Here is a 26541-nt window from a genome sequence, read left to right on the forward strand (position 1 = left end):
TTAAAGAATTAAGGAGGTGGCTTATGAAGAAATTTCTTCCTTTCTTTCAATTCGCTGCTCTTTGTCTCTTTTTCAGTGTGGCCGCACACGCCATCTATCTCTTCGAATGGTCCAACGACCGTTTTATGCTTGGACCGAACGACGGTTTGTCGCAGATGATGCCGTTCAAATCCATGTTATATGAGCAATACACCTCAGGGGAATTTTTCTATTCGCCTCTTTTCGGCTTGGGAAGCGGCACATACAGCTGGCTGTCCTATTATTTTTCAACTTCCGTCATCTTTGTGGTGACGGTCGGATTCTTTTACATATTTGAACTCCTCGGCATCATCACGGAGGCTGATCCGCTGTTCTGGGCACATGCGGCAGTATTCATCAATATCGCAAAGCTGGCGGCAGTGCTGTTCATCGCTTTCCTTGTTTTCCGCTACATGAAGTTCGACCGGGTTCCTGCGTTTCTCGGTGCTGCCGTTTACGGACTGTCGAGCATGTATTTTCGCCACGCCGTCTACTGGGAATTTTACGCAGACGCCTATTTATGGCTGCCGTTGCTGATTTTAGGAATTGAAAAGATCTTTCGCGAGGGGCGGCCCGGCTGGTTTATGGCAGCCGCCGCAATAACCATGATTGACAATTTCTATTTGGCCTACATCAATTTTCTGGTGGCCGGCATCTACATCCTGTTCCGGCTCTTTATGCCGCTGGTGGAAAATGAAATCAAAAGGAGCAAAGCGCTCATTCTTTTTCTGGTGAGCGGACTATTTGGAGCAGGCATCAGTGCGTTTTCTTTTATTCCTGCGGTGCATGCGTTTTTGAACAATCACCGTCCCGGCTATGTCCTCGACATCGACTGGTTAATGTTTCACGATAATATCCTGTTCACGAGCAGCTACGTCATTCTGCCGGCCGCATTTGTCGGCATGGCCTTTGCCTACCCGCTTTACCGGGATCCCAAATTCCGCTTTTTCGCTTCGATTGTACTTGTTGGCATCGTGCTCCATTACAGCCCGCAAATCGCCAGTGTCTTTAATGGGTTTTCAGCGCCGCAATATCGCTGGGAATATTTTATGTCCTTTACGGCAGGAGGTGCTGTAGCAGCCGGTTACAGCCGACTGGCGTTGTTGCAAGTGAAGCATTTTGCTATGGCCGGTGCAATGGCGCTGATTGTTTACGGGCTGTTCGCTTTGGCTGACAGCCGGCTGGAGCTGCAGCCGGCCATCGTTTTCATAGCCACGGCGATGTGTTTGCTCATTTTTCTGCTGTTCGCACTCGCTGTCAAAAGGCAGTCGAAAAGGGGGCAGGCGGCCGTTCTCGCATTGATGGCGGCAGCGTCACTTGCAGCAGGTTATCAATTTTTCGTGGCGCTTGCCAACGACGGGGTTACTATCCAATTTCCGCTGTTCCTCGGTGTTCTGGGTTCATCACTTTTCGCTTTCATGCTGCTGGTCCGTGGCGTTTCCGATCCTTCGAAGAAACGTGAGGCCGCGGCTTTTATTGTCATCACGCTGCTGTTTCTGGCAAACGGTTTTCAATATGTCATTCTTGTCAAAGGCGGCAACACCGAGCTTGTTACGGAAGAATTCATGACGGGGGAGGAATTTGATGATCCGGAAATCAGGGAGCTCCTGGCGGAAATAAAGGACAGAGACGCGTTTCCTTTTACCCGCATCGATTGGATGGAAGGCATCCGCAACAATACGCCGATTGTCCAGGATTTTCATGGAGTAAGTGCTTATTCCAGTATTTTGAATGACCAGCTGCTGCATTTTTATCTGAATGATTTGGAAGTCGACATGGGCCGTGAAAGCGTCAGCCGCTATGCAACGCTCGGCAAACGCGCCAATCTGCACAGTTTGCTGCTGGCAAATTACACGATCCTTGCCCGCGACGATGAAAATGTGCCGGCCAATGTTGAGGCGATTTTGGAATCGGAAAACTTCATCGTCTATGAAAATCAACTGCCGCTGCCGTTCCTGCGGGCGACTTCAAATGCCTACAGTGAAGAAAGCCTTGCCGATGAACCGATGCTGCGCCGCGAACACGCGATGTTGACAGGCGTCATTTTAAAGGACCCCGCAGTGCAGGCTCAACTGCAGCCTCCATCCGAACAATTGGCTTTCGACATTGTCGGAGTGGATGCGACGTATGAAGATGAAGTCCTGAACATCACCGGCGAAAGGGGCGGCATTGACCTGGTATTTGAAAATCCCGTCCCGGCGGAAAGCGACCTCTATGTAGCGATGCATCTGTTCAGTTTGGCCGAGGATCAAAGGTTTACGATTCACATCAATGACTATAAAACATCAAGAAAATCGAATGTCTCCATCTATAAAACATTCGTCGATGATTTGACGCTGCGCTTGCCGGCAACAGATACCGTCCGGATGTGGCTCCGACAAGGAACATACGAACTCACTGGACTCACAGTTTATGAAGAGCCTTATGATGTATTGCGCACGGCATCGGCAGAAGCTGCTGAAGACAATCGTTTTGAGTGGAACGGCAGCCGCATTCATGCAGACTTCAATAATGCAGACAATGAAGAATTTATCGTGCTGCCGGTGCCTTACGAAGTCGGCTGGACCGCGGAAATCAACGGGGAACAAGCGGAAGTGCTGGAAGCGAATTATGCATTTATGGCGGTGCCGGCAATGCCGGGAAGAAATGACATCACATTCACTTATCGACCGCCGCATTTCTGGAAGTCGCTGCTGATCAGTGTGGTGTCGCTGGTCGGGGGAGTGGTGTATCTCTGGAAACGCAGAAGGTGAGCGGAGCGAACAAAAAAGATGGCCGAAAGAAAAATTCGGCCATCTTTTTTTTTTCAATTCATTCTATTTTATTCCTGCAGCTTTCGCATCTGAATATTCTTCCGTTCCCGCAAGCCTTCTGCCAGAAAATAGAAACCGATCATCGTGAAGGAGATGGCGCCAAGTGCCGCAACCGGAATCCACTGGGCGGAATAGACGTCGTGGCGCAAGGTTTCGAAAAGCGTCGGCCACGAGTTGGAGCGGTCAATTGCCAGGTAGCTGCGATCCAGCTGCGACATGAATTCCTGGGTGATAAAGACGCCGATGACGCCGAGCTGGGCGATCAGGAACATGGTGCGGCTCATCTCAGCGGATACCGCGGTGAGCACATCTCCGCGAAGGGCCGGCCAGTAATAGCGGCGGAACATGCTCCACGGCGTACCGCCGTTGACGATGGCCGCTTCCATGAAGGTCCTCTTTTTCAGATCGTGCATCGATGTGTTAAGAACTGCGGCCACACGCCCCGATTCGATGACGGCGAGCACAATCACCACCCAGAATGACCGGTGTTCCGCAAACATGATGAACGGAATGGCCAGAATGATAAGGACGATGAAAATGGTCGGAAGGAATGAAAACAAGGAATTCCAGGTCCGCATCGCATAATCGGCCGAACGGCTGTAAAAAGCCGAGATACCGAGCATGAGCGCAAGCGCAATCCGGAGCAAGACGATCGTTCCGATAATCAGGAAAGTTTCACGTGCGCCGATCATCAGGATAGTGAATAAATCTTGCCCTTTCCGGTTGGAGCCGATCAAAAAATCTTCCGACGGCGGATAAGGCGGGGGCATCAGTAACCCATCGCTGTCCCGGTATGGCAGCACCGGTTCCGACGATTCATGGACCATCGGCAAATGAGGTCCGAAAGCGATGATAAACAACGTGATGCCTGTTATGATCAGGCCGGCAATCAAGGTTTTATTCACGAAGGATCACCGCCTTTAGCAGGAACCATAACGGAGCGGGCTGCCGCCGTAACCAGATTTGCAGCAAGTATTAGTACGGTGAAAAAGAAAATATAGCCGATCACTTCAATGGTGCGGGCGGAAAACAGCCCATCCACATAAAATTGGCTGGGATTGCCGAGGGAGTTGTAAAAGTAAAAAGCAGCTCCCCGGTATTCGGTAAAAATTTCGATGATGAACAGGTTGGACAATATGTATAAAACCATCGTATTCGTATGTGAAAAAATACGGGCCATGCCGTTTTTTAACATATGCTTATACAAAATAACGAATTGCGGCGTCCCTTTCGACTTAGCGGTGCGGATATAATCCATGCCCTGTTCCGTCTGCAGTGCCTGAAATGTCGTGTTTGCAATGTACGCGGTCGGATAAATCGACAGGAACAGGATGTTCATCAGCACGTTGTCGATCGTGTCGTGCCCGAACAAATCAATCCGGAACAGCCAGCCATTTGAAATCATGGTCAAAATGGCCAGCTGGATGCCGATGATCAGCGCAAGATCGGGTACGGAAAGTATGCCCCAGGTCGTGAACTGACCAAAGGTTTTTCCTTTGCTGCGCCGCACACGGTAGTCAATGACTCCTTTTGCAATGCCGAGGATGAAACTCAGAATCAATGCCGGAATAATGATTTTCAGGCTGCGGCCGAACATTTCCATGATGTGGCCCAGTAAATCCCGTCCGTATTGGTCGGGGCCGAGTCCCTGAAATTCGACGATGTGGGTTCCGAGCATTTTGAAATTGTCGACATGGTTGGCAAACTGGTAATCATACTGCGCGCCCTCAAACGAACCGCCGCGTCCGGTTTCAAAAATCGTATCCATCGGCAGCAGCACAATGGTCAGCAGCAGGAGAAAAGCGATCAGCCAAACGAATAAATAATGAAGAGACTGCTTTATAAGAGTAATGCCAATTCACATCCTTTTTCTATATCCAGATAGTAATGATACCATATTCGGAAGATTTAGGAAATTGCCCTTAAATAATATTTGAGGGTATTTCTGCTGTCCGATATGCGAGCCACACAGCCCCCTGTACAGAATAATGGGCGCCTAAGGTCAAATAAAAAGGAATGTAGAATACCTCTGCAGAAGTAAGTAAGCAAACAGCCATTATGCAAAAAAAGGATATATTTGATAAAAACATATAGAGAGGGGTATGAAATTGAAATTATTAATCCTTGGAGGGACACGTTTTTTAGGGCGTATTCTGACCGAAACGGCGCTCAAGAACGGTCATGAAGTGACGTTATTCAATAGAGGCAAAACGGATCCGGAACTGTTTCCGGAAGTGGAAAAACTGGTCGGCGACCGGGGGGGCAATTTGGATTCACTGAGAGGGCGAAGCTGGGATGCAGTAATCGACACAAGCGGCTATTTGCCGTGGGCCGTCCACGAATCTGCAGAATTGCTGGCGGATGCAGCCGGGCATTATACGTTTATATCGAGTGTGTCGGTGTACGATGAGCTGGAAGAGCCGGGAATTGATGAAGACCATTCAGTCGGAGAGTTGTCAGCCGAACGACTGACAGAATTGAAGGAGATGGAAGCGGCCGAGGCGATCAAGCAGCAATACGGCGAACTGAAGTTTCTGTGTGAAAAGGAAGTGGAACGCGCATTTCCCGGACGCAGTTTGATCGTCCGTCCAGGGCTGATCGTCGGCCCATACGATTTTACGGATCGCTTCAGCTATTGGGTCAACCGCATCGCAAAAGGCGGGAACGTGTTGGCGCCGGGACGGCGGGACAAATCCGTTCAATTTATCGATGCACGCGATCTCGCCGAATGGATTCTTCAGATGGTCGGCGCCAAGGCGACCGGAACTTACAACGCCACCGGACCGGAGACCGAATTGACGATGCAGGAATTCCTGAACAGCTGCAAAGAAACGGTTGGCAAGGAAGCCGAACTCGTTTGGATCGATGAGAAATTCCTGATCGGCCACGAAGTGAACGGCTGGTCCGACATGCCCTTGTGGATTCCGGACAGTTTCAATATGAATGGGTTTTTGACGGTGGATATTCGAAAAGCGCTGGATGCCGGATTGAAATTCCGCCCGCTGGAAGAAACGATTCGCGATACGCTTGCCTGGGAATCCGCACGCACCGTAACGGAGCGGAAAGCGGGGCTGGATCCTGAAAAGGAAAAAGCGGTGCTCTTTGATTGGACCGAAAAAGGTTTGTAAAGCAGAAAGGCAAAGCACTCCAAAATTCCTTGGTTTTACTATAAGATAGACTATATGAAGCGCCTGTAACGATGCCATTTCGAACCCGGTGATGCTATAGCTATTCGAACCAACCGTAAGGAGTGTTTTCAAATGATACATGTAAAAGAGACGAGCAATAAACAGGGGAATACGGGAGACCGTCCGGACGCGTTTATCCGGAATGATCAGTTTAATTTTATCAACGGCCAGACGAAAATCCTGGTCAACGGCAAAGCGACGAGCAGCGACGCGGAAGTGCTGAGCGTGCTGGGGCATCTCTCGCAGGAAAAAGTTTTCGGACTGTTTCCTTCGCTGACTGAAGAACAGAAAGCGGTACTTACACCGCTGATGGCTGTAAAAGAAACGACGGATGCCGAAGCTTTTCTGGAGCAGCTGTCTGCATATGTGATGCCGTTCCAAAACGTTTCGGACCAAAGTTTGAAAGGGTTGTTTCCGAAAGCGAAAAAGCTGAAAGGGCCGAAGCTGGATTCGGTGGACTTCAATAAACTTTCTTATCTCGGCTGGATCGAGAGTTCGACGCTCATGTATCTGGTGATCGAAAGGGATGGCAAACTTGAAGGAATCCATGGCAGTTTCAACCGCAGTGCGAAATACGGAATCTGTTCGATCTGCAATCGCCACAGTAAAGTGGGCCTGTTCACCGCAAAGACAAAAGGGTCAGGACAGGACAATTTTGTAAAGAGAGGCAATTACATCTGCCAGGACAATAAAGTCTGCAATAATAATATTGATACGTTGGAACGGCTCCATAAATTCGTGGAGCTGCTGCAAAAGTGAATCGCAAGAGGGGCTTTCCGGGAAACTGGAGAGCCTTTTTAATGTCCAGTAATATGTGTGAATCAGAGGTTGGGAAAATTTCAGCAGAATACAAAAATGGAATTAGCTGGCACGTTATTTATTTGTTGATTAAATAAGTTTTTTGTTTATTAATTGATAAATAAGGCGAGTGAATGAATTTTTAATAGTTATTTATTACTTAAATAGATGTTTGGAGGTTGGGAAATATGCGGGGCTATTGATTTGAAAAATTTGTAAGTTTAACATTGTACATGAGAGTAGATTGACTGGTATAACCGGAAATATACTTACTGGAGCTGGAGCTATGAAGAGAAAAATGATGTCGGCATTCATCATCATTATATTGATCGTGCTTGGCGTATTGGGATATGAATATTTGGGGAAAGCAAAAACAACAAGCAGCACCTGGGGCTTGAGCGAGTCTTTCGAAAGCCTGGAAGAGATTAAAAGCGAGTCCGATTTGGTGGTGCGTGCCCATATTCCTTTGTATTACGATATCCGGGAAATTGGTGAAAAAGAACTGACCACGAGGCAGGCTTTCTACGAAGTGGCGATCGATGAAGTTTTCGTAGATCGTACGGGCCATGATTTTGATGAGGATTCCGAAATCATGGTCAACCAGATTATCGGTTTAAAGGACGCGGAAGCTGATGGATACTCTTCAGAAAAAGGGATGAATCCGATGAAAACAGGCGATTATTTATTGTTTTTGAATGAAGTGACCCACCCAACAGACGGTAAAGTCTATTATGTATCAAATTCGTCCCATCATCTATATAAGTTGCGCGGCAATGAAACCTTTAAAAATATTGCGTCTGATGAATTGGCGGAGATAAAGTATTCGGATTTGGCGGGTGGGGGATGAGGCAGGTTTATCGCTGACGTCAGAACGGCTGAACGCGATGAATCGGATGATGGCACGATTGCCAACTTCCCACGCATGCGCGCTTCAATGTCGCGATAGATAAAAGTATCTGAAAACCCCGAAAGCGAATCTGCTTTCGGGGTTTTTGGCCTTGTAATTAAACACTGGTGTCCGAAAAGAAATGCCTTGTGAATTTTTGGGCGATGACCAGTGATGCCGGCAACAGAACGAAGAACACCAGCAGGAAAAAGACGAAAGCCGGAATAGCGACTGTGAGCTCAACGAGAATATTCCACACAATGTTAAAGAAAATATATAAAAAGAAAAATAACACGGCGAATGAAACTCCAAAAACGATTTGGCTTCTATCCATTGGATGGCCTCTTTTCGGTTATAATTTTTATTAGCGAAGTTTTCTGACTCTTTTATTTAAGATAGCATGAATTTCTGTATTTAACTATAGTGTTTTGTCGGTAAAATAACGTAATATAAACTGAAGCAGGTCTTGCAAAGAGGGAGCAGGGAAATATGAACATCACCATAAAGAAATGTACACTCGAAGATGTGCACGAACTCCAGGCAATCAGCAATGCCACCTATATCGAAACATTTGAAGAACATAATACAGCGGAACACATGACAGCCTATCTGGAACAGGCGTTTAATATTCCGCAGCTGGAACAGGAACTGGCCAATCTTTCCTCGCAATTCTATTTCGTATTGGTGGACGGACAAGTTGCCGGCTATTTGAAAGTCAATACGGATGAGGCGCAGTCAGAAGACATGGGGGCTGAGGCGCTTGAAGTGGAGCGTATTTACATCAGCAATAAATTCCAGAAGCTCGGACTCGGCAAAGTGTTGATGAACCATGCGCTGGAAATGGCGGATGATCTTGGGAAACAGAAAATCTGGCTCGGCGTCTGGGAGCATAATGACAACGCCATTGCTTTCTACCGGAAAAAAGGCTTCGTTAAAACGGGTGCCCATTCGTTTTTCATGGGTGACGACGAGCAAATCGACTGGATTATGGTGAAGGAGCTGGAGTGACGTTGATGTTGTGATCCAGGTGGCAGAGAAAATTTGAAAAAGCAGTCGGTGGAGCCTATTTAATGGCTTTTTCGACTGCTTTTCTTATGTGAGATTGAAGAATGGAGCAGATTTATCTGCTTTTTAACATTTACGCGCGGGAAAGGAGAGTTAATGTGCGGAAACACACCGAGTATGCTCGACTTGGTGTAAATGTGATATAAGTGATGCTTTTGTGTTCGTCAGTTACTTCAATCCAATGACTTCCACATCAAGCTATACCTAGTGTTTGCCGACACCCGAAATCCAAAAACTCCAATCTCTTAAAAAAGGCTTCGCGGACGCGAAGCCTTTTTCATTTAAATCAGTTTAACTGTGATGCTGCCGTTGTCGGATTGGAGGTCAATCGGATGTTGGCCGGTTCCGAAGACAACTCTTCTTTTTTTCGAACCGAAGATGGAAACTGTGCCCCAATCGACGTCCGCCTCGATGGTGGCATTTTCTGGCTGCACTTTCGTTTCAAGCAGGATGGACCCGTTGTCTGTTTCCAGATTTATTGACTGCTCAAGATGGGCGGCCAAAAGGTGGATGCGTCCATTGTCGGTCTGTGCCTGGGTATCGCCTTCAATATCTCTCAGTGTAATGGCGCCATTGTCTGTAGTTGCTTCCACTTTGCCGCATTGAATGTCCTTCAGGTTCAATTGGCCATTATCTGATTTGGTTACCAGTTTTTTTGCCTGGATCGAAGTCAGTTTGATGGCACCGTTATCAGATCTTGCAGTCAAATCACCCGCGCTCATATGCGACAGATCAATGCTGCCATTATCCGTCTCGACGAGAAACTCGGTGCCTGCCAAATGTTCTCCGGTAATACTGCCGTGATCGGAGAGAATCTGAATTTTTTCATATAGTTTGTCCGGCAGCTGAACTGTGATTGTTGGTGACTTAAAACTGCCTCTGATGCTAAAAATTCCCCATTTTTTTGTTTCTTCTTTTAATGTAATGACGAGTGTACGGTCCAGGATATCGACCGAAAAGTGCTGGCGGTAATTTTTGTCCACAATATCGGCGTGCATTTGGCCGTCTTTTGAGGGGTGGATATGCAATATGCCGTTCTCAATTTCGATATCCACTCCATCGAATTTATCTTTTGAAATGTCGATTTTTTCGGCAGGGACTGCTGTTTGATTGAAATCAAAACTGTCGACAAGTTCTTGGGCAATGGTATCCGGAGCCCCAAGTTCCGCAGTGATATCGCTGTCTGTTTTGCCGTCAGCACGGCCGTTTACAAAGTATTCGCGAATATCCTGCAGAATATCGTTGCGTTCTTCGGCAGGCAGCCGATCCAATGCTTGTTCAAGTTGTTGCAGAAATTGTTTTTCAGTCATTTTGCACACCCTCTTCGATTAGTTTATTGACCCCATCCGTAAAGCTTTTCCATTCTTCCAGCTGTTCATGAAGATATGTTCTGCCGGCATCGGTCAGCGAATAGTATTTGCGCGGTGGACCTTCTGTCGACTCCTGCAAATAGGTAGAGAAATAACCTTCTTTGGTCAGACGGCGGAGCAGCGGATAAACTGCGCCTTCGGAAATCGCAATGCGATCCGAAATTTTCTGCACCAATTCATAGCCGTAACGGTCCTGTTTATCCAGCAGAACCAGGACACATAAATTCAATGCACCTTTTTTGAATTGAATATTCAATGGGATGGCCTCCTTTCTTGACTAGTATTTTATAAACAGTAGTAGTTAATGAATAATATATCATTAGGTACTGTTCAATGCAAGGTATTGTTTCGGAATTTTATTAACAGAATAAAACAAAGAAAAAAATCCTTCCCAAACGAGGGAAGGATTCTAACACTTATTCTTTTTCCGTCAGGAACGTGATCACCGCAAACAGCAGGAACGCGAGTAACAACAGCGAGCCGCCGACGATGAACAGCACCATGACCAAGGTGTCGTTCCAATTGAACGGGTTCAGAGTATACAGCCACATGCCGCCGGTCAAGCCGACAGCGCCGACCATTGCGAGGATGCCATGGATGGTGACCAGTTTTTTATATTTAATCGTATAGGCATGATAGAAAATGCCCCAGGCAAAAACCGACAACCAGCCGACAAGCAGCATGTGTGCGTGGATTGGCCGCAAAGAATAATCCATCACACCCGCCATCTGGGAACCGATGTACGTACCGATAAAGCCAAAAATTGCTGAAAAGCGGATCAACCGCAGACTCCAAACTTTTTCCATGAATAAAACCCTCCAAATTATGTTTTCTTCAAATCGGTTCGCGGCAAAGTGAGGATGAACTCACTGCCAGCGCCGACTTCACTTTTAACTTCAATAGTACCATGATGCAACGTGACAATCTGCTCGACGATTGATAGGCCGAGGCCTGTGCCGTCTTTCTTGCGTGCTGCGTCTCCGCGGAAGAAGCGGTCGAACAATTGTGGGATGGCGTCTTTCGGAATCCCAACGCCGGTGTCTTTGAAAACAACGGTAACTTCAGTGTCTGTCGCGGTTAATCCAATTTCGATGCTGCCGCCCGGTTTATTGTATTTGATGGCGTTCGTCAGCAAATTGTCCCAGACATTTTCGAGCAGTTCGGCGTCGCCGCGGAAACGGGTGGGAGCTAACGAATAGGACAGCTGGATATCTTCCTCTTCTAGCCGCCAACGGTATTTCCGAACCGCATTTTTCAATTGCTCATCCAATTGAAAGTCGGTCGTTTTCATCGGATACGCTCCCTGGTCGAGAGACGTCAGCAACAACAGCTGCCGCGTCAGGCTCGACAATCGCTTTGCTTCCTGGTCGATAATCGAAGTGTAAGCCAGCCGGTCAGCATCCGGAAGATCCGGTGATTTCAATAGATCGGCATAGCCCTGGATGTTCATGAGCGGCGACTGGAAATCATGAGACACGTTACTGATGAACGATTTGCGCGCCAGGTCATTATGCTGGAGCTGCGTCTGCATCAAATTAAAGCTCTCCGACAGCTGGCCAATTTCATCGTTGCGGCGGATATCGAGCGGGTAACTGTAATTTTCCTGCGCAATGTGTTTGGTCGCTTCCGTCAGCTGCACGATGGGGCGCGTCAATTGTCGCGCGAGCCAGATCATGCCGGTGATGCTGACAAGCCCGATTGCCACTACGAAACCGATCAGCACAGTATGGATATCGGTTCCGAGAAGCTTCGTATCCGGCCGGATGAACAGTCCATAGCTTTCACCATTCCGCTCCATTGGTACACCAACTGTATTGTGCACTTCGTTGGTGAAATGGCCGATCATGAAAATCTGGTCGGTGAAGCTGTCGAGCCCGCTATAAACTTGGTTTTCAGTAAGCACAAGCTCGGCTTCTACGGGAAACGTCGTGTCGTCAAACGGTTCACCGAAAAACTCCATTTCGCCTGAACTGTCGACAAGCGCAATCTGATAACCGAGTTTCGCCACAGCCTGCAGATAACCTGCAAAGTTTTCATCGGAATACGGCACATTTTGGACGGTGGCGACGATTTCCTGAGCAATGCCGATATTCTGCTCAATCGTTTCTTCTTTAGTGACTGTTATATAGAAGAAATTGGCGATGGCAAAACCGATCAGGATACTGACGGCCAGGATAAACAGCGTTGCAACAGTGAATTTCCGGTATAAGGTTTTCATTTCGGTGCCTCCAGCTTATAGCCGATGCCGCGCAGTGTATGGATTTCGACATTTGCGCCGTAGCGTTTCAACCGGTCGCGAATTCGGTTAATGTGCGTGTTCAACGTCATTTCGCTGACTTCGTGTTCGTCGCCCCAAACATATTCAAAAACTAGGCCGCGGGGAGTGGCCAGATTGGCGCGTGATACCAGCAACGACAGGATTTCAAATTCCTTCAGCGGCAGGATGACGGTTTCATTGCCAATCAACACTTCAAAATTCCGACGATTGATCGCCAGGTTGCCCGCTTGCAGATGTTCCTGCACCGAACGCTCGGAACGCCGCAGCACTACGGCAACGCGGAACAGCAATTCTTTCGGTTCAAAAGGCTTGACCATATAATCTTCGGTGCCGGACAGGAAGCCTTTTTCCTTATCTTCCAGCTGGCCTTTTGCCGTCAGCAGGATGACCGGAATTTCAAGATCCTGTGTCAGAATTCGAGTCAATTGGAAGCCATCCATGCCCGGCATCATGACGTCGACGATTGCCAGGTCGACGAGCTGGTCCTCGAGCAGCCGCAGCGCCTGTTCAGCATCATCTGCCTTGAAAACCGTATAGCCTTCGTTGCCCAGATGGATGGCGACGAGTTGCTGAATATTAAGATCATCGTCAACGACGAGTATTTTCATGCTGATTCCTCCCTAGAATTGGGAAGCCACACGAGGCGGCTTTCCGGTACTTCCAGTATGCAGGGTTTACTTGTCTTTTTCAAAAAACAATATCAACGCAGGCAGCAGCAAACCACGCACGAGGAACGTATCAATCAGGATTCCGATGGATACAATAAAGCCGAAGATGAACAAATCAGCGATCGGCATCGTCATCAATGCAGCAAATGTCGCTGCCAGGATGATCCCTGCGGAAGAAATTACGCCGCCTGTGTGGGTGATGGCGATTTCAAGCGCGTCTTTGACCTTCTGCGATTTACGTTCTTCCATAAAACGCGAAACCAGAATGATATTGTAATCGATGCCGAGTGCCACGAGGAAGATAAACGCATAGACAGGAACGCGGGTGCTGATTGCATCAAAGCCGAACAAGACATCCACCAGGAACACGCCAAGGCCAAGTGCGGATAAATAAGACAGAAGAATTGTACCCATCATATAAATCGGCATCTTCCATGACCGTGTCAGGGCAAACAGCAATACCAGGATCAGCAAGGTTTCAAGAATGACAATCTTGTAGATGTCTGAATTGTTGACTGTGCGTTCGTCGACCAGTTTCGGTGTGATGCCGCCGAAATAGGTTTCGCCTTCGACAGAAGAGCTTTCAAGCAATTGCGCAATGTCATCGCGCAGCTGTTCTATGAAATCGAGCGCTTCTGTCGAGTACGGATTGAGTGCCAATGCAATGCTGTATTTCACAGTTTCTCCTTCATCTGTTGCACCCGACAAACGGGCAGAGGCGATTTCATCGTAAGCGGTCAACTCTTCGGATAGAGCGGCGGCCGCTTCTTCTGTAATCGGTTCAGCACCGACAACAAGCAATGTAGAAGGCGCAATTTCCCCTTTATCGAATTTTTGTTCGACAATTTCATAGCCAACAAGGGAAGGCATATCGTCCGGGAACGATTTTACCGTCTCAAATTCAAATTCGAGATTGAAAATATTGAGAGCCGAAACAACGAGCAATAACGTTACAAGCCCGCCGGACAACACCGGCTTGTTGACGACAAACTTCGCCACCGGTCCCCAGATGCCGTGTTTGACTTCTTTTTTATCACCAAACTTCGGAACTTTCGGCCAGAATGCCTTGCGACCGAATAACGTGAATAATGCTGGGATCAAGGTTACAGAAGCAATCATGATAATGAAAACAGCCGTACCGAAAATCGGCGCAAAATTGGCGTAATCACGGAAATCCGCAAAAAACAGGATCAGCATCGCGGCAAGCACTGTACCACCGGCAAAGAACACCGGTTCACCCGTGGCGTGCATTGCATATTTCATCGCTTCGTGTTTGCTTTCGTAATGATTTAATTCTTCGCGGTAACGGGAGAACACGAACAGCGAATAATCGATGACCGCCGCAAACAATAGAATGCTCATGATCGATGTGGTCTGGCTGGTCAATTCAAGGCCACCGGCACCCATGAACGCTAGTGTCTGGTTGACGACCTGATAGACGATTCCCGTCGCCAACAGGGGAATGATTGCCAGCAGCGGCGAACGGTAAATGACGATGAGCAGCACCAAGATAATTAGCACAGTTGCGATCAATAAAACGAAATCCGCTTCTTCAAACAGTTTCACTGTGTCACCGGCAATGCCCGCCGGTCCGGTGATATAAAATTCCATACTAGCGGAAGATGCGGCAATATCACTGCCGATTTCACTGGCACGGTCATTGATTTCAGAAAAATCCGCGCTGCCAAGACCGGCTTCAAGCGTCATCGGCACAATCATCGTCGTGCCATCTTCCGAGTAAAAACCTTCCAGTGCTTGCGGCGGCAGCTGGCTGATGTCGACTATCGAATCAATGCCTTCGATATTGTCTGCATTTATGGCAGCCAGGATTTCCTGAACCCTTTCGACTTCGACGTCGCTATCGGTATTATGGAAAACAAGAATGCCGGGAGTTCCCTGGTCATCCGGGAAATATTCCTTCAATTTCTGATCCGCGATGATCGACTCGGCATCATCCGGCAGCGATTGAAAATTCGCCACTTTGTAATCATTCAGGGTTGGTCCCATACTGAGCCCGATCATTACAACGAACCAAAGGATAATCGTAATCCACACGCCCCGTTTTGTTGAGACCCAGTCGGTGATCGGGTTTAAAAATCTGTTCATATATGCCACTCCTCTTTCTGTCTCATACTGTTTCCACCCCAGCATAACGGGCGAATATAAATTGAATATCAATTTTTGGTGGCAAAGAGATGAACGTTGAGGGGGAGTGTAAAAGGAATAAAAAAGAAATCCTGCTATTCCGTTTTAGTCTCCTGCTATCGGGAATAGATAGATAACATGAAAGAGGAGGGATTGGATTGGCAAAAGACAAGAACAAAGATGAACTGCAGACGCACCAGCGTGACTTGGAACTGAGACAGGAAGCCAGCGACTACAAAGCAGATATCAACCTTTCCGCGGAAGAACTCCAAGACACGGATAACGATAATAATGAGGAAAAGAAAGACGCCAAAAAATAGAATGAACTCGATTTCCACCCGTATGCCGGATACTCCCGGCTGCGGGTTTTTATTGGTTTAAGCTATATCAGCAGCTTGAGCTACTGGTTGTAACTTTGGAAATGCCGGAACGTCCAATGAATAAAGGGGGAGTCCAGTAATGAAGAAAGTACTTATTCTCGTGTTTCTCACCTCTTTATTCCTGATTCCCGGCAAAAGCTTTGCCTTATCCTGTGTGGAACCTCCACCACCCGACGTTGCTTATGATGAATATGACGCTGTGCTGATTGGGAAAGTGGGAAATATTGACAGCAATTCTACGCGTAAAAAGCTGACGATTGAGGTCGAAAAGAGTTTTAAAGGTGTAAACGAAACAACGATCACCGTTACCGAAGACGTTACATGGGGAGAAAGCCAGGAGAACGCGACATATCTGTTCTTCCTTGATAAAGAAGGGGAGAAATGGATTCATCCGCTGTGTTCGCCAACCACCCATAACACGGATTTGGCTGATGAATATTTTGCTGACAAGGAAGAACTCACTTTACAGGATGTTGAAGCAGTCGACGGCGCATCGGATAACACGGTTATCATGGTTCTGGTAGCAATTCCAGTGGTTGCGATAATAGCGGGTGTCTTGATAACATTGATAAAAAGGAAAAGCAGAATTTAAAAAGGAGCGAAAATATGAAAATTTTCGAGGAGTTTTTGCAGGGAATTGACGATCCGAGCCAGCGGGACCGGACTGAGGAAGTGTTGGCGTGGACAGCGAAAACCTACCCGCATCTCGAGCCGGTACTCAAATGGAACCAGCCGATGTTCACGGATCACGGCACATACATCATCGGTTTCAGTGTTGCTAAGAAGCACATGTCGGTCGCACCGGAACAGGCGGCGATGGCACGTTTTGAAAAAGACATCGAGCAGGCAGGCTACGAGCACACGAAAGAATTGTTCCGCATCAAGTGGAAGAGCCCGGTGGATTATGAACTGCTTGAAAAGATGATCGAGTTCAATATTAAGGATAAGGCAGACTGCCCGACGTTTTGGCGGGAATAAGAATAATTGTAATAACAGAACCGCCGGCTTCTCTTCCGAGAGGCTGGCGGTTCTGTTTGGGTTTTCTACATTTTTATTGCCATACGTTTTGTCAACAGCCGCATCACTGCAAGTAAAGTAGCAATCAGGACCAGTGAGCCGGTGATTGCAATGGCAGGGGCGGGGTCCGCTGGAATATTAGGGATCCAGGGAATTGCTGTGTTGATGTCATTCTCTCCCCAGAAATAGCCATTCAGGCTGAGGGCAATGATTGCCGCAGCGATAAACAGAAAACCGATGATCCAACCGAAGCGGTAATAGCCGACGCCGATCAGCCAGCCGACAAGGTAGCAGGTGAAAATATTCAGCACATAGATAGCTGTTTCCAGCAGCCACTCTGAACTGGAGCCAAACGAAGTGAAGTTAAACGGCAATGCCGTGTATTCGGTAAGCAAAAACTCGATGCCGTTCAGAACAAGCGCGATCAAAGTAAGGAAGAGCGCCAAACCCAATGCGGAGCTGGCAATGCCCAAATAGACATCTTTTCTGGTAACGCCCTGCTGCACATGGGATGTAACGAACACGTATACAGCCATAATGCCACATACCAGCATGAAAATTGCAGTTGAGTAGCGGGAGAATTCAAAAAAACCGACGATCAGATTCTGATTATTTGTGTTGAAAAACAGCACAATGACATGGACGGCGGCAAGTATACCTAAAAACCATATACTCCATTTGAATTGCTCGTAAAAGATGTCGAAAGCAACTTTTGGATTGAACTTTTTTTGTTTCATATTATTGTTCCTCCTCTGTTAAGTGGATGAACAGGTCCTGCAGCGAGACGGGACCGATGTCGAGGCCTTGCTGCCTGGCAGCGGATATCCGTTGTTCATCCAGAACGCCATAGACCATGACATTTTTCGTTCCGCCCAGTTTTTGCTCATTCAGTATTTTCATGCCGGAAGTGAAATCATCGATTTGGTCAGCTGTACCTGTTATTGATGCGCCGCGTGCAGTGAGAGTTTCATAATCTTCGTTCAGAATCAATCGGCCCTGATCGATGATGACGACATTGTCAAAAAGATAATCCATTTCCGAGACAAGGTGCGTGGACAGGATGAAAGTCCGTGGATGTTCCGCCTGGTCCGCAAGAATTTCCTGATAGAAGATTTCACGGGTCGGTGCGTCCATGCCGAGGTACGCTTCGTCGAAAATTGTAATCGGAGCTCGGCTTGCCAAACCCATGACTGCATTCATCGCCGATTGCATCCCTTTGGATAATTTATGAACCGGCTTATCAAGCGGGAGCTTAAAGCGTTTCAGCAGATAATCGGCGTAGTCCTTGTCGTAATTTGGACGGCGCCGTTCCACAAACTCCAGCATGGCCGGAATTTTATCGTATTCCTCAGCGTAACTTTTATCATAGACGAACATGACCTGCTGCATTTTATCCTGATTTTCAAATACGGGTTCATCGTCAATTGTTACTTCCCCGAGCGTCGGTTTACGAAAAGCGGCAATCAGCGACAGCAGGGAAGTTTTTCCGGCTCCGTTTCGTCCGATCAGCCCGTGGATTTTCCCGGCTTCCAATGTCAGGGTAATGTCTTTTAATGCTTCGAATTTCTTGAATCGCAATGTGATGTTTTGCAAGTTGATTTTGTCAGCCATCATCCTTCATTTCCTTTCGTGTTTTTTATCAATTGGATTATTTCCTCTTCGGTAATCCCCAGCTTTTCAGCTTCCTGCACAAGCCCTCTGACGTAATTATCGACAAACGCTCTTTTGCGCTGGTTGACTAACGTTCCTTTGGCTCCGTCTGCCACAAACATGCCAATCCCTCTTTTCTTGAATAAGATTCCTTCTTCCACCAACTGGTTGATGCCTTTTGAAACGGTCGCGTGGTTGATCTTATAGAAATTGACCAGCTGATTTGTTGATGGTGCCTGTTCACCTTCTTTTAATTGGTCATTCACGATCTGGTCTTCGATCAATTCACGGATCTGTGTGAAAATTGGTTTATTCGAATCAAGAACATTGCTCAATAGAAACACCTCCTGCCACTTTGGGTATAACGGTTATATACTTATGTGTATAACCATATATCCGTATCTTTTATTTGTCAATCCCCGAAGCTTCATTTCAAATAAAAAAAACCTTCATCAATCTTTCTGATGAAGGTTTTTAGGTTTCAAATTGTATTACTCTTCCCGCACGTCCAAACTGATGGGGCGAATGAATCCCCAAGGTGCAACATCAATGGTCACTTGCAGATCAACGGCTTGTTCCAGTTCAGGTCCGCGTCCCTGCTCGACATAAAATTGTTCGAGCTGTGGTGCAGTGATCCGGTTGCCGAATGAAGACCCGCTGATCGCTCCGAAGAACGGTTCATCTTCAATCCGATCAATAACGGCAAAACCATCAGGACCTTCTTTCAAGGTGAAATAAACCGGGCCCTCAAAAGAGCTGCCCTGCGTATTCAAATCGGGATATTGCAGCATGACGTATTCTCCGTAAAAAGGGTCGAACGGATCAAAAGGTTCTGCCCTTAACGTATATTGCTCCCCGAACCAGGAGGCGGCATAAAAAGCGGCAACTAGAACCACGATGAAAACGGTTAAGAGAATTGGCAATAACCAAGCTTTTGATTTCATGTTGCTGCACCTTCTTTCCTGCGGTTCAGCCACCAGCCGGCGCCGGACAAAGCAAACAATAGAAGTGCGCCAATCAGGAAGAACAGCGACATATCAAGCCGTTCCCAGGCATAGATGACGTAAATCACAAATTGGACGATGACGAAATAGACGAAACCGGGGGCGAGTGGTTTATCTTCTCTTTGTGCGATGACCAGGTACGCGAGGGCACTGAGTTCCGCAACAATCGCCAGTGCAATCGCTGTCTCGTCAAACAGCAGCAAGCCCATTGCCCCGAGAATGGAAATCCACATAATGCTCTTGAATTTCAGGAAAGTCAGCGCCAGCACGGCAAGACCGGTCACAGCGAGTGCGATCGACTCCGGCCAGTTCAGGTCGACAAGCGACATATCCGTTTCTCCGCGGACCGCCAGATAGACGACCAGCATGATGGCACCGAATATCAGGTAGAGCGGTGAAATCAGGCGTCGAGTATCGGCTGGGATAAGGAACAGCAGGAGCACCAGCACGAACAGTGTCCAAATCGGCCAAAACGGACTGTGATAAGTGACCAGATCCCACATCAGCAGACCCGAGAAGAACAAGAGCATCCAACTGAATATTTTCGGTGCGGCATCTTTGCTGAAATAAAACCAGGCGAGCGTTATCAAAATGAAGATGCTCCATTCAATCCAACCCGTAAATGGTATAAATGAAATAAGGGTGTTGGCACCAAAAACAAATGCAATGATTGCATAAGCCATATGGCGCCAGGTGAAATAATGGGCGAGAGCTGTGATGAAAATAGCCCATGGCAGCACAGAATTGGAAAGATTAAAATGGAAAGTCTGTGCAGTGACAAGAATTGTTGCGCCGAACATCGCCAGACCGAGAAGCCTGAAAATGACCGGCTGTCCAAAATGTTTCTTTTCGGAAAAATAAGCGAGCACATAAAAAATCCACATCAATATAACAACCAAAGCGACTTTCATCAATTCCGGTATCGCCTGCCAATTGGCCGCGATAAAGCTGAATACCGCGAGGGCGAAGAAAATGAGCCCAATCACCAATAACAACGGAATCTTCCTCTTTTGGGGCTGTCCCTTTTCAAACGCCAGAATACGGTCACTGGCCGTTTGATCGATCAACCCCTCATTGCGCCATTGACTTAATTTTCGTTCCAGATCCATAATGGCACCTCCTCAATCTTACCTTCATTATAATCCTCAGTTGACTGAATAGATAGATTATAGATAGGGCAAATGATAGAAATTTTTAGACCCTCAATGCGAGTGAAAATGGGCCTATAAATAGTGGGGTAGAAGGATTCTCAGACAGGAGGGAGTTCCTTTTCCAGCAATAGAAAAACCAATTGACTCAAAATCAATTGGTTTAGATAATCCTTTTTTTTTGGTGGATGAATCAAGGGATGAATCCTATTATTTCTTTAACTGCTAAACCCGCAATGACCCGCGAAACCCGCGGCTGGCATAATACGAATCAGCACCATTATGGTAGGTGAAAACCTGGCCATAACGGTAATCGCAGAAAATTGCACCACCGTGTTCGCGAATGTTTTCAGGTGTCAGCACCCAGCTTGATGTTTTGCGGTCAAACTCACCCAACGTGTGGAGCGCACGATACTCATCTTCTGAAATGACTTCGATGCCCATCTCAGCTGCCATATCCATGACGGTATTTTCCGGTTTGAATTTCTTCCGCGCTTCCCAGGCTTCCCGGTCATAACAAAGACTGCGGCGGCCTTTCGGCGTTTCGGGCGAACAATCATAAAAAACATAATTGTCATTATGCGGCTCCAAAACCACAACATCGGGTTCGCCGCCCGTTTCCTCCATTTGTAACAGTGACCACAGTTTATCTGGATTCGCTTCCAGCTTCTCCTGCAGTTCGTTCCACTCGACACCTTCATGGCGATTCATATTCTTCTCGAAACGCGCTTTCAGTTTGCCGAGCAATTCCTCTTTTTGTTCAGGAGACAATTCCTTTTTGGCCATCAGTGTTTTCCTCCTCAATAAGTAATTTATTCTTAGTTTAAGTATATACATGAAATAATGAAACCTTTTGCCTCAGAAAAACGTAAAATTGAAAAATGACAAAGGCTGGTGAGCGGGATGACAAAGGAGCTTCGAAAGAAAAGAGATCGCGGGTGGATTGCGGACTTTTTGGTGGTGGCCGGGGAATTACTGCTTTTTATTCCAAAAGGAATTTTCCGTCTGATCAAAGAAATCTTTTAAGTTGGAACACGCAAGTTCGATGAATGCAGGAAAATCTTGCGGCATGAAGAAGCTCTTATATATAGAAGGAGATTGCCCGATTCGTCCACCACAGAGATTTTCAGGATTAATGCCCGGCCGGAAAGGGTACTTTGATTTTAATACTGAATCCCCGCACAGCGGGAATAAAACGATGAGGAGAATGATGATGGAAATCTTAAAACGCTTCAGAGATATTATGACGAGCAATATTCATGCGATGCTGGACCAGGCGGAAGATCCGGAAAAAATGATCGACCAGTATTTACGTGATTTGAACAGCGACCTTGGCAAAGTGAAATCGGAAACGGCAGCAATTATGGCAGCGGAAAAACGTGAGCGCCGCGAGTTGGCGGATGTGCAAAAAGAAATTGGCGATATGCAGCGCTATGCAGTCAAGGCACTGGAATCCGGCAACGAAGACGATGCCCGGAAATTTTTGCAGCGCAAAGCGGAACTCACTGAGCGTGAACAGGGGCTTCACACGGCAGTCGAGATGGCAGCGGCCAATACACAACAGATGCGTCAGATGCACGATAAGCTGGAAGAGGACATCGGTGAACTTGAGTCGCGCCGTGCAGAACTTAAGGGTAAAGCTTCCGTCGCTAAAACGCAGAGCCGCATGAACGAATTCAATTCCTCGATGGGTGGTGCCGGAGAACGGATTTCAGCGTTTGATGCAATGGAAAAGAAAATCAACCAGCAGCTGGATGAAGCAAATGCAATGTCCGAGTTGAACAAGAGCTCAAGAGACTCTGTCCAGGATCTGGCAAAAAAATACGACAGCGATTCGAGTGTGGATGACGAGTTGGAATCACTGAAATCAGGTGCCAATGTTGATGATGAATTGGCAGCGCTGAAATCCCAAGTCAATAAAAGCGAATAATGGGAAGCAAGAGGACGAGAAATTTTGCGCTGAAGGGAGGCGGACAGGTTGGTCATTCATTATAAATGCCCGAACTGTGGCTCGGACATGGCGTTCGATGCCACCTCCGGCAATTTAAGCTGTCCAAACTGCGGACGGCAGGATGATATCGAGACGTTTCCCGAAGAAAATATTCTGCAGAAATTCGCTCCTGATGAAGCAAAGGAATATCATTGTGAAAACTGCGGAGCTGTGCTGCTGACAGAAGCCGAAACGACCGCAACCAACTGCAGCTTTTGCGGGGCACCGGTGCTTCTCGCAGATCGCTTGACGGGCGACCTCGCACCGGCGAAAGTGATTCCGTTCACAATCACCAAAGACGAAGCCGTCGCAGCTTTCCGGAAATGGACGAAAAACGGCCGGTTGACGCCCAGAGGGTTTATGACCGGCGACCGGATCAAGAAAATGACCGGCATGTATGTGCCATTTTGGCTTTATGACATTGACGGCAATGCCGAAGTGGCGGCAATCGGCACCCACGTACGCAGCTATCAGCAAGGCGATACTATAATCACGGAAACCGATTTTTACGACGTCTACCGTGAAATCGATTTGAGTTACTTGAAGGTGCCGGCGGATGCCTCCGAAAAAATGGACGATGAGCTGATGGATAAGCTGGAGCCGTATGATTACAGTGATTTGAAGGATTTCCGCATGCCATATCTTGCGGGTTATCTTGCGGAGAAATACGATTACGACGACAATGAGCTGTTTTCCCGTGTGGAATCGAAAATCGTACCGTATATCGATTCCTATATCGGCAGCACGGTGACCGGCTATTCCACCGTCAGCTATACAAACAAACAGATCAACGCCAATAAGAAAAAAGTCTATTACACCTTATTTCCGGTGTGGATGGTCTATTACGATTTCGAAAATAAGGAACACACTTTTGCGATGAACGGCCAGACCGGCAAAGTGGTCGGCAAGCCGCCAATCAGCGGGGGCAAAGTGGCCGCCTGGTTCACCGGCATCGCGGTGTCAACATTTGCGGTCTTGAAAGCCATCTCCTATATGGTGGGAGGTGTTCTTTGGTGAGCTTACTCAAATTGAAACCGTTATTCCTGTTTTTATTGCTTCCCATTCTGTTGTTGGTGAATGGACCAATCGTCTTTGCCCAAATTGATCAGCGTATTTACGATGAGGCGGGGCTGCTGAGTGAGCAGGAAATCAGTGACCTCGAGGCCTACGCGGCGGAAAAGAGCCAGGAACAAGGAGCGGATTTTCTGTTGCTGACAACCGACAGCATGGACGGACAGACGTTTGAAATGTATATGGGCGACTTTTTTGACGACCTGGCAGACGCCAGCGGCCAGGAGAATGCCGTCGTAATGACCATTGACATGGGCAGCCGCGAATTTTATGTGGCCGGATTTGGTACGGCGGAAACACGTCTAGACAATGAACGCGTGGAACTGGTGCTCGACCGGGTCGAGCCATATATGGTGGACGGGGAGTATGCCGGTGCATTCCGTGAAACAGTGTCATCCGCTGACCGTTATATGGAATACCGGCCGGGCGTCAATCCCGAAAGCTTTTTCCTGAAGACATGGTTCCATGCAGCGGTGGCATTGCTGCTCGGCGGTGGCATCGTCGGTTCAATGCTGTATAATTCGGGCGGCCGCGTTACAACGACGCCGGCAACGTACATCGACCGGGACCATACGCGCGTCACAAGGGATTCAGATCGTTTCCGCAATAAAACCGTCACCAGACGTAAAATTCCTAAAAAAGATAATAGCGGCGGGGGCTTCGGAGGCGGCGGCATGACCGGCGGTGGCCGATCCTTCAGTGGGGGCGGCAGAGGTTTCTAAGGGATTATTGACATAAAGGAAGGACTGAACAATATGGTGTTTTTCGGCAATCAATTTGCAGATGTTGTGGAATGGGAAGAATTCCGCGAAGACATGATTTTTTATAAATGGGCCAATAAAGAAGTCAAAAAAGGCAGTCGACTGATCATCCGCCCTGGACAGGATGCGATTTTCCTCAATAACGGCAAAATCGAAGGCATTTTTGAAGAAGATGGCGAATACGATATCGCATCCGAAATCGTGCCATTCCTGTCGACATTGAAAGGGTTCCGTTTCGGCTTCAACAGCGGCATGCGCGTCGAAGTGCTGTTCGTCAACACGAAGGAATTCGTCGTCCGCTGGGGGACGCAAAATCCGATCAATATCCCGGCACCGGGCCTTCCCGGCGGCATGCCGATCCGCGCAAACGGAACGTTCCAATTTAAGGTCAACGATTACATCAACCTGATCGACAAAATTGCGGGTGTGCGTACGAGCTATATGGTTGAAGATGTGAAAATCCGCATCACGGCTGTGCTGGATCAATTGCTGATGAAGTGGATTCCAAAAGAAGGCAAGGATATGTTCAATCTCCAGGCCAACGCCCACGATATCGCAAAAGGCATCCAGGACGATCTCGATATGCAAATCATGGACGACGGCATGAAAATCACCGGCTTCCAGATCATGAGTTTTAATTATCCGAAGGAAATCCAGGATATGATCAATAAAAATGCATCCCATGGCATGGTGGGCGACGTATCGAGATACCAGCAATTGTCTGTCGCCGATGCGATGGGCAAATCTTCGGGATCGAATACGGCGTCCGATATGGCCGGTATGATGATGGGCATGAACATCGCGAAGGAAATGATGGACGACCAAAAAGATTCGAGTGACGGCGGCGGTGAATCGAAGAAAGAAGCTGGCGGTTCCGGCGGCAAAGCCCCGAATTTCTGCCCGAATTGCGGCCAGAAAGTGGATGGCGCTAAGTTCTGTCCGAACTGTGGTCAGAAGCTGGCGTGAATTGCATGATGAAAATAAGTGTAGAATCCGCACCACCGGGTAAACTGTGAGTAAATGATTTTTACCAGGAGGGATTTCAATGGCCAGAAAAGGGACAGCGGGGCGAACACCCGAAAAGCAGGTAGGTGCCCGAGAATCCGGGATTGATAAAGCCATCAACAAAGCGAAAGATGCTTTTGACGGCGATAACGAAGCAACTGCCTACGGAGAAGAAAAAGGCAGAGATCAACAGGAAGATGCAAAAGAGTATTCCAAAAAAGCAGCGGACGAACGTCCGAATAACGCTCGTAAAAATGAATAATATTGCGTGAAAAAAAGCGATGTCTTCCACCCGTTTCGGGAAGAGGCATCGCTTTTTTATTGTGTTCAGTATTTATACGATTGGCCACCGCCGGTGATGAAAACTTTGTCCGTGTAATTGATCATTTTCCATCTCTCCTATTTTGATGTGCTAAACTGAAATGAAAGTATCCATTTTTTGTATACTCGTGCTGAAACGCTCTTAATCAGCCGGACAATCAGGAGGTAGTCATTTGGACAAATTACTGGCAAGCATGAAAATTATCGGAGACGACACGATTCAGCGTACGCAATTGAGACATCGCATATCGCTGGTGAAATCATTTCAATTGAAAGAAGGGATGCGCGTTCTTGAAGTGGGCTGCGGCCAGGGAGATACAACGGTCGCACTGGCCGATGCTGTCGGGGAAACGGGCCATGTGCTCGCGGTGGACATCGCAGATCCGTCTTACGGAGCGCCGATTACACTCGGGGAAGCGACCGAAACGATTGCCGCTTCGGCACTCGGGAGCCGGGTGACATTCAAACTCGATACAGATCTGCTCGATTTGCCGGAAGAAAAATTTGATGTGGCAATTCTGTCCCATTGCTCCTGGTATTTCCGTGATCCTGAGCAGCTGCTGACTTATTTGAAAAAGTTGCGCCGCATGGCAGACCGCATTTGCATCGCCGAATGGGATCTCCATTTTACACGCATGGGGCAACGGCCACATTTTGCCGCTACTGCCATTCTGGCACTATACAGTGAATTTATTGAAAATGAAGGCAATATTCAGCACGTGTTCGATTCACATCAATTGCACTCCATGCTTGAGGAAGCGGGGTGGACGGTGAAGCGAACCGCCGTCGTTGCTGCCGGTTATTTGCAGGACGGTGCATGGGAAGTGGGTTACGCGAAAAGTGTCCGTTCTGAATTCACCGGCACTCCGCGGCGGGTCCAGTCGCTGGCGAATAGCCTTTATGCGCTGCTGGAAGCGGAAGCGGTGGAAAGCTTGAACAGTGTTGTGCTGGTCGCGGAATAAAAT

The 26541-nt window shown here is 47.7% G+C and carries 29 protein-coding genes; 14 read left to right on the forward strand and 15 right to left on the reverse strand.

Going from position 1 to position 26541, the window contains the following annotated elements; all coding sequences use genetic code 11:
- Positions 1-23 precede the first annotated feature (23 nt).
- A complete protein-coding gene (locus tag DHX103_RS11885; RefSeq protein WP_422122493.1) occupies positions 24-2771 on the forward strand; it encodes a YfhO family protein in 2748 nt (915 codons plus the stop codon).
- Between the two features lie 68 nt (positions 2772-2839).
- Here DHX103_RS11885 and DHX103_RS11890 read toward each other — a convergent pair whose 3' ends face one another.
- Both DHX103_RS11890 and DHX103_RS11895 read right to left on the reverse strand, forming a co-directional pair.
- Positions 2840-3736, reverse strand: a complete 897-nt coding sequence (locus DHX103_RS11890; RefSeq protein WP_422122494.1) for an ABC transporter permease subunit — start codon at positions 3734-3736, stop codon at positions 2840-2842.
- On the reverse strand, positions 3733-4599 hold the full coding sequence (locus tag DHX103_RS11895) for an ABC transporter permease subunit (RefSeq protein WP_422122495.1): 867 nt from the start codon (positions 4597-4599) through the stop codon (positions 3733-3735). The genes DHX103_RS11890 and DHX103_RS11895 overlap by 4 nt, the downstream gene beginning before the upstream one ends.
- A gap of 340 nt (positions 4600-4939) precedes the next feature.
- Between DHX103_RS11895 and DHX103_RS11900 the strand changes: the two genes are divergently transcribed.
- From DHX103_RS11900 to DHX103_RS11910, 3 genes are all read left to right on the forward strand, one after another.
- Complete coding sequence (locus tag DHX103_RS11900; RefSeq protein ID WP_422122496.1) at positions 4940-5959, forward strand: SDR family oxidoreductase; 1020 nt, start codon at positions 4940-4942, stop codon at positions 5957-5959.
- Between the two features lie 132 nt (positions 5960-6091).
- A complete protein-coding gene (locus DHX103_RS11905) occupies positions 6092-6778 on the forward strand; it encodes a FusB/FusC family EF-G-binding protein (RefSeq protein ID WP_422122497.1) in 687 nt (228 codons plus the stop codon).
- A gap of 325 nt (positions 6779-7103) precedes the next feature.
- Complete coding sequence (locus tag DHX103_RS11910) at positions 7104-7664, forward strand: hypothetical protein (protein ID WP_422122498.1); 561 nt, start codon at positions 7104-7106, stop codon at positions 7662-7664.
- A gap of 157 nt (positions 7665-7821) precedes the next feature.
- Here the strand turns inward: DHX103_RS11910 and DHX103_RS11915 are convergent, their stop codons facing one another.
- Entirely contained in the window at positions 7822-8037 is a 216-nt protein-coding gene (locus DHX103_RS11915) for a hypothetical protein (protein ID WP_422122499.1), read from the reverse strand.
- 155 nt (positions 8038-8192) lie between these two features.
- Between DHX103_RS11915 and DHX103_RS11920 the strand changes: the two genes are divergently transcribed.
- Positions 8193-8711: a GNAT family N-acetyltransferase gene (locus DHX103_RS11920; protein WP_422122500.1), complete on the forward strand. Its 519-nt coding sequence runs from the start codon at positions 8193-8195 to the stop codon at positions 8709-8711.
- 338 nt (positions 8712-9049) lie between these two features.
- On the opposite strand, the gene DHX103_RS11925 is transcribed toward DHX103_RS11920, so the two are convergent.
- The 6 genes from DHX103_RS11925 to DHX103_RS11950 all read right to left on the reverse strand — a co-directional run bounded on the left by DHX103_RS11925 (position 9050) and on the right by DHX103_RS11950 (position 15190).
- Positions 9050-10078 carry a DUF4097 family beta strand repeat-containing protein gene (locus tag DHX103_RS11925; RefSeq protein WP_422122501.1) on the reverse strand — a complete coding sequence of 343 codons (1029 nt, stop codon included), beginning with the start codon at positions 10076-10078 and terminating at the stop codon, positions 9050-9052.
- Complete coding sequence (locus tag DHX103_RS11930) at positions 10071-10394, reverse strand: PadR family transcriptional regulator (protein WP_144840759.1); 324 nt, start codon at positions 10392-10394, stop codon at positions 10071-10073. The genes DHX103_RS11925 and DHX103_RS11930 overlap by 8 nt, the downstream gene beginning before the upstream one ends.
- Before the next feature lie 160 nt (positions 10395-10554).
- A complete protein-coding gene (locus DHX103_RS11935; RefSeq protein WP_422122502.1) occupies positions 10555-10944 on the reverse strand; it encodes a hypothetical protein in 390 nt (129 codons plus the stop codon).
- 17 nt (positions 10945-10961) lie between these two features.
- Positions 10962-12356 carry a sensor histidine kinase gene (locus DHX103_RS11940; RefSeq protein WP_422122503.1) on the reverse strand — a complete coding sequence of 465 codons (1395 nt, stop codon included), beginning with the start codon at positions 12354-12356 and terminating at the stop codon, positions 10962-10964.
- Positions 12353-13024 carry a response regulator transcription factor gene (locus DHX103_RS11945; protein ID WP_422122504.1) on the reverse strand — a complete coding sequence of 224 codons (672 nt, stop codon included), beginning with the start codon at positions 13022-13024 and terminating at the stop codon, positions 12353-12355. The genes DHX103_RS11940 and DHX103_RS11945 overlap by 4 nt, the downstream gene beginning before the upstream one ends.
- A gap of 66 nt (positions 13025-13090) precedes the next feature.
- Complete coding sequence (locus DHX103_RS11950; RefSeq protein WP_422122505.1) at positions 13091-15190, reverse strand: MMPL family transporter; 2100 nt, start codon at positions 15188-15190, stop codon at positions 13091-13093.
- A gap of 197 nt (positions 15191-15387) precedes the next feature.
- Between DHX103_RS11950 and DHX103_RS11955 the strand changes: the two genes are divergently transcribed.
- The 3 genes from DHX103_RS11955 (at position 15388) to DHX103_RS11965 (ending at position 16587) form a co-directional block, all read left to right on the forward strand.
- Entirely contained in the window at positions 15388-15549 is a 162-nt protein-coding gene (locus DHX103_RS11955) for a hypothetical protein (RefSeq protein ID WP_422122506.1), read from the forward strand.
- A 139-nt stretch (positions 15550-15688) separates the two neighbouring features.
- A complete protein-coding gene (locus DHX103_RS11960) occupies positions 15689-16201 on the forward strand; it encodes a hypothetical protein (RefSeq protein WP_422122507.1) in 513 nt (170 codons plus the stop codon).
- A 14-nt stretch (positions 16202-16215) separates the two neighbouring features.
- Positions 16216-16587 (forward strand): iron chaperone, encoded by a 372-nt coding sequence (locus DHX103_RS11965; RefSeq protein WP_422122508.1) that lies wholly within the window; start codon positions 16216-16218, stop codon positions 16585-16587.
- A gap of 65 nt (positions 16588-16652) precedes the next feature.
- On the opposite strand, the gene DHX103_RS11970 is transcribed toward DHX103_RS11965, so the two are convergent.
- From DHX103_RS11970 to DHX103_RS11995, 6 genes are all read right to left on the reverse strand, one after another.
- Entirely contained in the window at positions 16653-17363 is a 711-nt protein-coding gene (locus DHX103_RS11970; protein WP_422122509.1) for a hypothetical protein, read from the reverse strand.
- Between the two features lies 1 nt (position 17364).
- Positions 17365-18237: an ATP-binding cassette domain-containing protein gene (locus DHX103_RS11975; RefSeq protein WP_422122510.1), complete on the reverse strand. Its 873-nt coding sequence runs from the start codon at positions 18235-18237 to the stop codon at positions 17365-17367.
- Positions 18237-18611 (reverse strand): GntR family transcriptional regulator, encoded by a 375-nt coding sequence (locus DHX103_RS11980; protein WP_422122511.1) that lies wholly within the window; start codon positions 18609-18611, stop codon positions 18237-18239. The genes DHX103_RS11975 and DHX103_RS11980 overlap by 1 nt, the downstream gene beginning before the upstream one ends.
- A 156-nt stretch (positions 18612-18767) precedes the next feature.
- Positions 18768-19220, reverse strand: a complete 453-nt coding sequence (locus tag DHX103_RS11985) for a GDYXXLXY domain-containing protein (protein WP_422122512.1) — start codon at positions 19218-19220, stop codon at positions 18768-18770.
- Positions 19217-20389: a DUF2157 domain-containing protein gene (locus tag DHX103_RS11990; protein WP_422122513.1), complete on the reverse strand. Its 1173-nt coding sequence runs from the start codon at positions 20387-20389 to the stop codon at positions 19217-19219. Before DHX103_RS11990 ends, DHX103_RS11985 begins: the two co-directional genes overlap by 4 nt.
- A 264-nt stretch (positions 20390-20653) precedes the next feature.
- Positions 20654-21214 (reverse strand): DUF4256 domain-containing protein, encoded by a 561-nt coding sequence (locus DHX103_RS11995; protein ID WP_422122514.1) that lies wholly within the window; start codon positions 21212-21214, stop codon positions 20654-20656.
- Between the two features lie 427 nt (positions 21215-21641).
- Here DHX103_RS11995 and DHX103_RS12000 point away from each other — a divergent pair, with 427 nt between their 5' ends.
- From DHX103_RS12000 to DHX103_RS12025, 6 genes are all read left to right on the forward strand, one after another.
- Positions 21642-22358, forward strand: coding sequence for a PspA/IM30 family protein (locus DHX103_RS12000; protein WP_422122515.1), 717 nt, complete (start codon positions 21642-21644; stop codon positions 22356-22358).
- Positions 22359-22406: 48 nt separating this feature from the next.
- A complete protein-coding gene (locus tag DHX103_RS12005; protein ID WP_422122516.1) occupies positions 22407-23435 on the forward strand; it encodes a TFIIB-type zinc ribbon-containing protein in 1029 nt (342 codons plus the stop codon).
- The gene (locus tag DHX103_RS12010) at positions 23432-24211 is read left to right on the forward strand and encodes a TPM domain-containing protein (protein ID WP_422122517.1); all 780 of its coding nucleotides are present in this window, start codon (positions 23432-23434) and stop codon (positions 24209-24211) included. Before DHX103_RS12005 ends, DHX103_RS12010 begins: the two co-directional genes overlap by 4 nt.
- A 33-nt stretch (positions 24212-24244) precedes the next feature.
- The gene (locus DHX103_RS12015; protein ID WP_422122518.1) at positions 24245-25216 is read left to right on the forward strand and encodes an SPFH domain-containing protein; all 972 of its coding nucleotides are present in this window, start codon (positions 24245-24247) and stop codon (positions 25214-25216) included.
- Positions 25217-25295: 79 nt separating this feature from the next.
- A complete protein-coding gene (locus DHX103_RS12020; protein WP_422122519.1) occupies positions 25296-25517 on the forward strand; it encodes a hypothetical protein in 222 nt (73 codons plus the stop codon).
- A gap of 232 nt (positions 25518-25749) precedes the next feature.
- A complete protein-coding gene (locus DHX103_RS12025; RefSeq protein ID WP_422122520.1) occupies positions 25750-26538 on the forward strand; it encodes an SAM-dependent methyltransferase in 789 nt (262 codons plus the stop codon).
- The last annotated feature ends 3 nt before the right edge of the window (positions 26539-26541 follow it).

Source organism: Planococcus daihaiensis (genome assembly GCF_049262615.1).
Classification (GTDB): domain Bacteria; phylum Bacillota; class Bacilli; order Bacillales_A; family Planococcaceae; genus Planococcus.